The sequence below is a fragment of the Actinomycetota bacterium genome (assembly GCA_019347575.1).
Classification (GTDB): Bacteria; Actinomycetota; Nitriliruptoria; order Nitriliruptorales; family Nitriliruptoraceae; genus JAHWKY01.
On the sequence record JAHWKY010000085.1, the window covers coordinates 1 to 5,109 of the forward strand.

Consider the following 5,109-nt stretch of genomic DNA (forward strand, 5'->3'; position numbering starts at 1 on the left):
GGTGATGGTGGCGGCGAGGACGATGACTGATCGTCGGCGGAGTAGCGGGGCGGAGTACGGTCCGTGCGTCGGCTCGGAGGTCCGTCCTGGCACCGGCACTCGCTGCGCTGACGGTCGCGGACGACCCCGACGCGTGGGAACGGATCGGCTTCGAGGTCCGCGCGGAGACCTGCACGGTCGGCTCGATCCTCATCCACCTCGCGGGCGCGGACGGACCCCGCGGCATCCGCTCGTGGTCGCTCCGTGACGCCCCGCCTGGCCCAGCGGACATCACGGAGATCGACGGGCTCGCGACGACGACCACCACTGCCGCCCCGCCCGAGCCGTCGCCGGCACATCCCAACCGCGTCGTCTCGGTCGACCACCTCGTGGTGGGCTCGCCCGACCGTGAGCGGACGATCGCGGAGCTGCGCGACCGGCTCGGGCTCGAGCCGCGGCGCCAGACCGAGCACGAGCTGTACGGCCGTCCGATGGTCCAGACCTTCTACCGCCTCGGCGAGGCGGTCCTCGAGGTGGTCTCGCGCCCCGCCGACCGCGGCGACGGACGCTCGGTGTTCTGGGGCCTCGCCTTCACCGTCGACGACCTCGATCTCACCGTCGACCTCCTCGGCGATCGCCTCAGCAGGCCCAAGCCCGCGGTCCAACCGGGGCGTCGCATCGCCACCCTGGGGGGCGAACCCATCGGGATCAGCGTGCCGGTCGCGTTCCTGTCGCGGGACGACGGCTAGGCCGTTCAGCTCGGGGCGAGTCGTGCCGACCGACCACCCACGCGTGACCGCGTGTAGCGAGACGAGGCCGGCCGGGACCGCCACGAGCCCGACCACCGCCTGCTGGCGGTGGCGGAACTCCGCCCCCGATCTGACGGATGGATAGCCCGCACGATCGGGGGAGAAGACCGGGGGGACAGCCGGGCGCTCCGCGGAAGCGCGACGACAAGCCAGCCTCGATGGTCCCCCCAGTACCCTCGGGGCGCGGGTACGCCCGCGAGGAGGGTTGGCCGAGTCCGGCTGAAGGCGACGGTCTTGAAAACCGTTGGGCGGCTCACACCGTCCCGGGGGTTCGAATCCCTCACCCTCCGCTCTAGACCCACCTAGCTGACGCCTCTTCGACGGTCGATCGTCACACCGAGCCGCGCACGACGACCCACTCGTGCGGTTGGCCGGTGACGTCGGCGATGACCTCGAAGTCGGCGTCGTAGTGCAACACAACCAGGCCTGCCAGCTCGGCAGCGGCCGCGATGATCAGGTCGGGAATTGGCAGGCGGTGCTGACCTCGCTCCGCCAGTTCCCCCTGCACGTCAAGGGCGCGGTCCAGGACCTCGTCGTCGATGCGGGCCTTGGGCAACGCTCGCCGCTCGCGACGGACCTGCCGGTGCACGGCCGCGTTGCGTGCCGAGTAGCCGACCTCGAGGTCGACGATGCCGCACGTCGCCACCAGCCCGTCGCTCAGCAGCGGTTCCAGCTGAGCGTTGACCTGGCCGATGGTCATGCGGGCAAGCGCGCTCTTGTCCGCGAGGTAGGCGGGGTTCAGCGCCACGCGTCGGCCATCACGTCCTCGTCATCGAGGTCCAGGCCGTCCATCTCGGCCAGGCGGGCGACGTGAGAACGCCGCTCCGCGAGCCGGACGACCTCGGCGAGGGCCTCGTTGACGGTCTGCTTCATCGTGTCGGCGCCGAGGATCTCGCGGGCACGGGCCAGCGTCTCCTCGTCGATGTCGACCAGCTTCTTCGCCACCGCAACTCCTCATATACATCAACATAACTAAGGATATACCTGAGGGCCCTTTCAGCCCTCCCGCGCTTCGCGTCGATGCTCGGGTCAGTCGAGGACTTCCGGCTCGGATCGATCGTCGGGGGCGGCGGGCTCCGACCGCGCGCGGCGCCAGCGCGAGTCGAGGCGCTCCATGACGTCGTCGAGGTGGCCTTCGAACAGGTGGCCGTAGGTGTTGAACGTGGTGACGATGGTCGCGTGACCCAGCTGCGCCTGGATCGACTTCGGCCCGGCGCCCTGAGCGATCAGGAGCGCCGCAGCCGTGTGGCGCAACTCGTGCGGCGTCAGACCCGCTGGCAACCCGGCCGCACGGACGGCACGGCGCCACACGTACCGCATGAAGTCGTTGTGCCGCAGCGGACCGCCGCCGCCGGCGGTGAACACGAGCGCATCTTGATCGTCCGGGTGATCGACGAGATGCTCGGCCAGGTCCTCGCACACGAACGCCGGGATGCTGACCGCGCGAGGGTCCGGGCGGTGCCGACTCGTCGAAGTGGCCCACCCTGACAGTGGAGTCCAAGGAGCTGCTGGGCTCGCGCGAGCTGTGGGGCTACGAGAACTTCGAGCTGACCGACCGGCGCACCGCCCGCGTCAACGTCGCGTCGGGCAACCTGCACCTGTCCGAGCGTGATCTGGCGATCGGAGGCACCGCCGGACACGACGCCGCGGTGACCCGCGGCTACAACTCGCAGTTCGGCTCCCGCACCGAGGCGGGCCGGAGCTGGATGCTGCTGCCGGGCAACTTCACCGGGCTGTGGATCCTGACCGAGTCGGTGGTGCTGCGGGCCGATGGCCACGTGGTGTTCACCCGCGAGCAGGGCGCCTCCACCTTCCGCAGCCCCACCGGGTTCGACGCCGACCTGGTCAAGAACACCGGCGGGTCGTACACGCTGACGTTCCGCCGCAGCGACGAGACCTGGCAGTACAACTCGGCCGGACTGCTGACCTCACGTCAGGACCGGTTCGGCAACACCATCACCTACACCTACGACCTGCTCAGCGGCGAGCTGGCGTCGATGACCGACACCCAGAGCCGCGTGACCAACTTCACCTGGTCTACCGTCAACGGCGCCCGCATGATCACCCGCGTGACCGGGCCGGGCGGACGCACCTACGACTACGGCTACACCACCGACTACCTGCTGGAGATCTACACCGACCCGGCCGCCAACGTCACCGACTACGACTACGACGCCTCCAAGCGCGTAATCCGCGTCACCGACCCCGAAGGCAACAAGACCAAGTTCGCCTACGACAGCAACGACCGCGTCACCTCCCTGACCCGGGTCGACGATGCGGTCAACGACACCGGACCGACCTGGACCTTCGACTACACCGTCGCGTGGAAGACCGTGGTGACCGACCCCCGCAGCAACACCACCACCTACCACTTCGACCGTCACGGCCGCGTGACCAAGGTCGTCGACGCGCTGGGCAACGAGCGCTCATCCGAGTACCACTCCTCGTCGCAGGTCGAGTCCTACACCGACCGCACCAGCGGCACTCCGGTGACGAACAGCTACACCACCGACGGCCTCGACAACCTCGCCTCGACCGAGCTGCCCACCGGGGCGACGACCGAGTTCGCCTACACCGACACGAACAATCCCTACGGGCCATCGGAGATCAGCTCCACCGGAGGTGCTACCCGCCAGATCAGCTACGACACCGACGGGGCGCTGGCGACCATCACCGACGCGCAGACCGCGTGCAGCGGCGGCTGCAAGGTGTCCCTGACCCGCAACGGCGACGGAACCATCGCCACCGTCACCGATCCCCGCGGGCACGTCACCAGCTACGGCTACACCAGCGGCAACCGCACCAGCATCGACCCGCCCGCCCCCCAGGGCGACACCACCATCACCTACGACGCCCTGTCGCGGGTCGATACCGTCACCTACCCCAACGCCACGACGGTCGACTTCGGCTACGACGCCTTCGACCGGGTCACCTCGGCCACCTACGGCGACGCGACCTCGGTCACCTACCTCTACGACGACGCGGGCAACCGCACGTCTCGGGTCGATCCGACCGGGACGACCACGACCCTCTACGACGAGCTGAACCGCATCACCGGCGAGACCTTCCCCGGGTCGCGCACCACCAGCTACGTCTACGACGACGCCGGCAACCTCACGTCGATGACCGACCCGGCCGGTACGGTGAGCTACAGCTACGACGCCGTCAACCAGGTCAACCTGATGACCGAACCGGGCTCCGCGGTGACCGATTTCGACTTCGACGTTGCCGGCAATCTCGACGACATCACCTACCCCAACAGCGTCGTGGTCGACTACCAGCACGACGACTCTAACCGCATCAAGAAGATCGCCGCCACCAACGGGCTCAGCACGGTGCTTGCGGAGCGCGTCTACACCTACAACGTCGGAATCGATGACACGCTGCTGCGCCGCACCGTCACCGACGAGAACGGTGAGGTGACCACCTACGGCTACGACAGCACCGATCGGCTGACCTCGGCGGTCACCCGTGGCGCCTCCAGCAACCTGCTCGATGATGTGGGCTTCGACTACGACCCGTCCGGCAACCTGCTCGAGCGTGACGACGACGGGACCCGGGAGTGGTTCGGCTACGACGCCGCGAACCAGCTCACCGACACCATGGCCGAGCTGGGTGACGTGCTGTTGGTGGTGGGCGATCCCGCCGCGTTGACCAGCGGCGACACCGCCGTCAAGAACCGCCTGACTGGCCTGGGCGCGACCGTCACGACCCGGGACGACCACAGCAGCGAGGCCACCTCTGGCTACGACTTGGTGGTGATCGCCGAATCGATCGTGTCCAACGCGGTCGCGTCGAAGTACGACGAGGACGCCACCATGGCCGTGGTGAACATGGAGGACTCGGCGTGGGACGACCACGGCCTGGCCACCGCCTCCGGCACCCCCTACACCCCCACCCAGCTCGACATCGCCGACACCGTCCACGTCGGTGCGGCCGGCCCCGCCGGCGACCTCGCCGGCACCACCATCACCCACACCTCGGCGGGCACCACCGAGGTCGCCACCGCCGCGCAGATCGGCGGCGACGCCCACGTCATCGCCGAGCGGCCATCCAGCACCGATGCGGCGGCGTTCACCTACCAGGCCGGGGCGACGCTGGCCAACGCTGCGACGGCGGGGGCGCGGCGGGTCGCGCTGGGCTACGAGGACGACGCCTACACCTCGCTGAGCTCCGACGGTTGGATCGTGTTCGACAACCTGGTCCGGTGGGCGTCGGGGGTCGGCTACCACCACGACACCGCCGGCAACCTCACCGGTAGCGATGGCGGGCTGGACCTGGGCTACGACGCCGGCAACGACACCGACTCGCTCACCGCCCT

General features: G+C 69.2%; 5 protein-coding genes and 1 tRNA gene. 3 read left to right on the forward strand and 3 right to left on the reverse strand.

Translation table 11 applies throughout. The features are described 5' to 3' along the window. Positions 1–86 precede the first annotated feature (86 nt). The gene (locus KY469_22245) at positions 87–728 is read left to right on the forward strand and encodes a glyoxalase (GenBank protein MBW3665815.1); all 642 of its coding nucleotides are present in this window, start codon (positions 87–89) and stop codon (positions 726–728) included. Between the two features lie 259 nt (positions 729–987). Continuing rightward, positions 988–1,078: transfer RNA gene (locus tag KY469_22250), tRNA-Ser, on the forward strand. Positions 1,079–1,119: 41 nt separating this feature from the next. On the opposite strand, the gene KY469_22255 is transcribed toward KY469_22250, so the two are convergent. The 3 genes from KY469_22255 to KY469_22265 all read right to left on the reverse strand — a co-directional run bounded on the left by KY469_22255 (position 1,120) and on the right by KY469_22265 (position 2,210). Beyond that, positions 1,120–1,530: a PIN domain nuclease gene (locus tag KY469_22255; protein ID MBW3665816.1), complete on the reverse strand. Its 411-nt coding sequence runs from the start codon at positions 1,528–1,530 to the stop codon at positions 1,120–1,122. Next, positions 1,527–1,733, reverse strand: a complete 207-nt coding sequence (locus KY469_22260) for a type II toxin-antitoxin system VapB family antitoxin (protein ID MBW3665817.1) — start codon at positions 1,731–1,733, stop codon at positions 1,527–1,529. Before KY469_22260 ends, KY469_22255 begins: the two co-directional genes overlap by 4 nt. A gap of 84 nt (positions 1,734–1,817) precedes the next feature. Then, positions 1,818–2,210: a tyrosine-type recombinase/integrase gene (locus KY469_22265; protein MBW3665818.1), complete on the reverse strand. Its 393-nt coding sequence runs from the start codon at positions 2,208–2,210 to the stop codon at positions 1,818–1,820. Positions 2,211–2,278: 68 nt separating this feature from the next. Here KY469_22265 and KY469_22270 point away from each other — a divergent pair. Then, positions 2,279–5,109: hypothetical protein (locus KY469_22270; GenBank protein MBW3665819.1), on the forward strand; the 2,831-nt coding region annotated here is incomplete at its 3' end.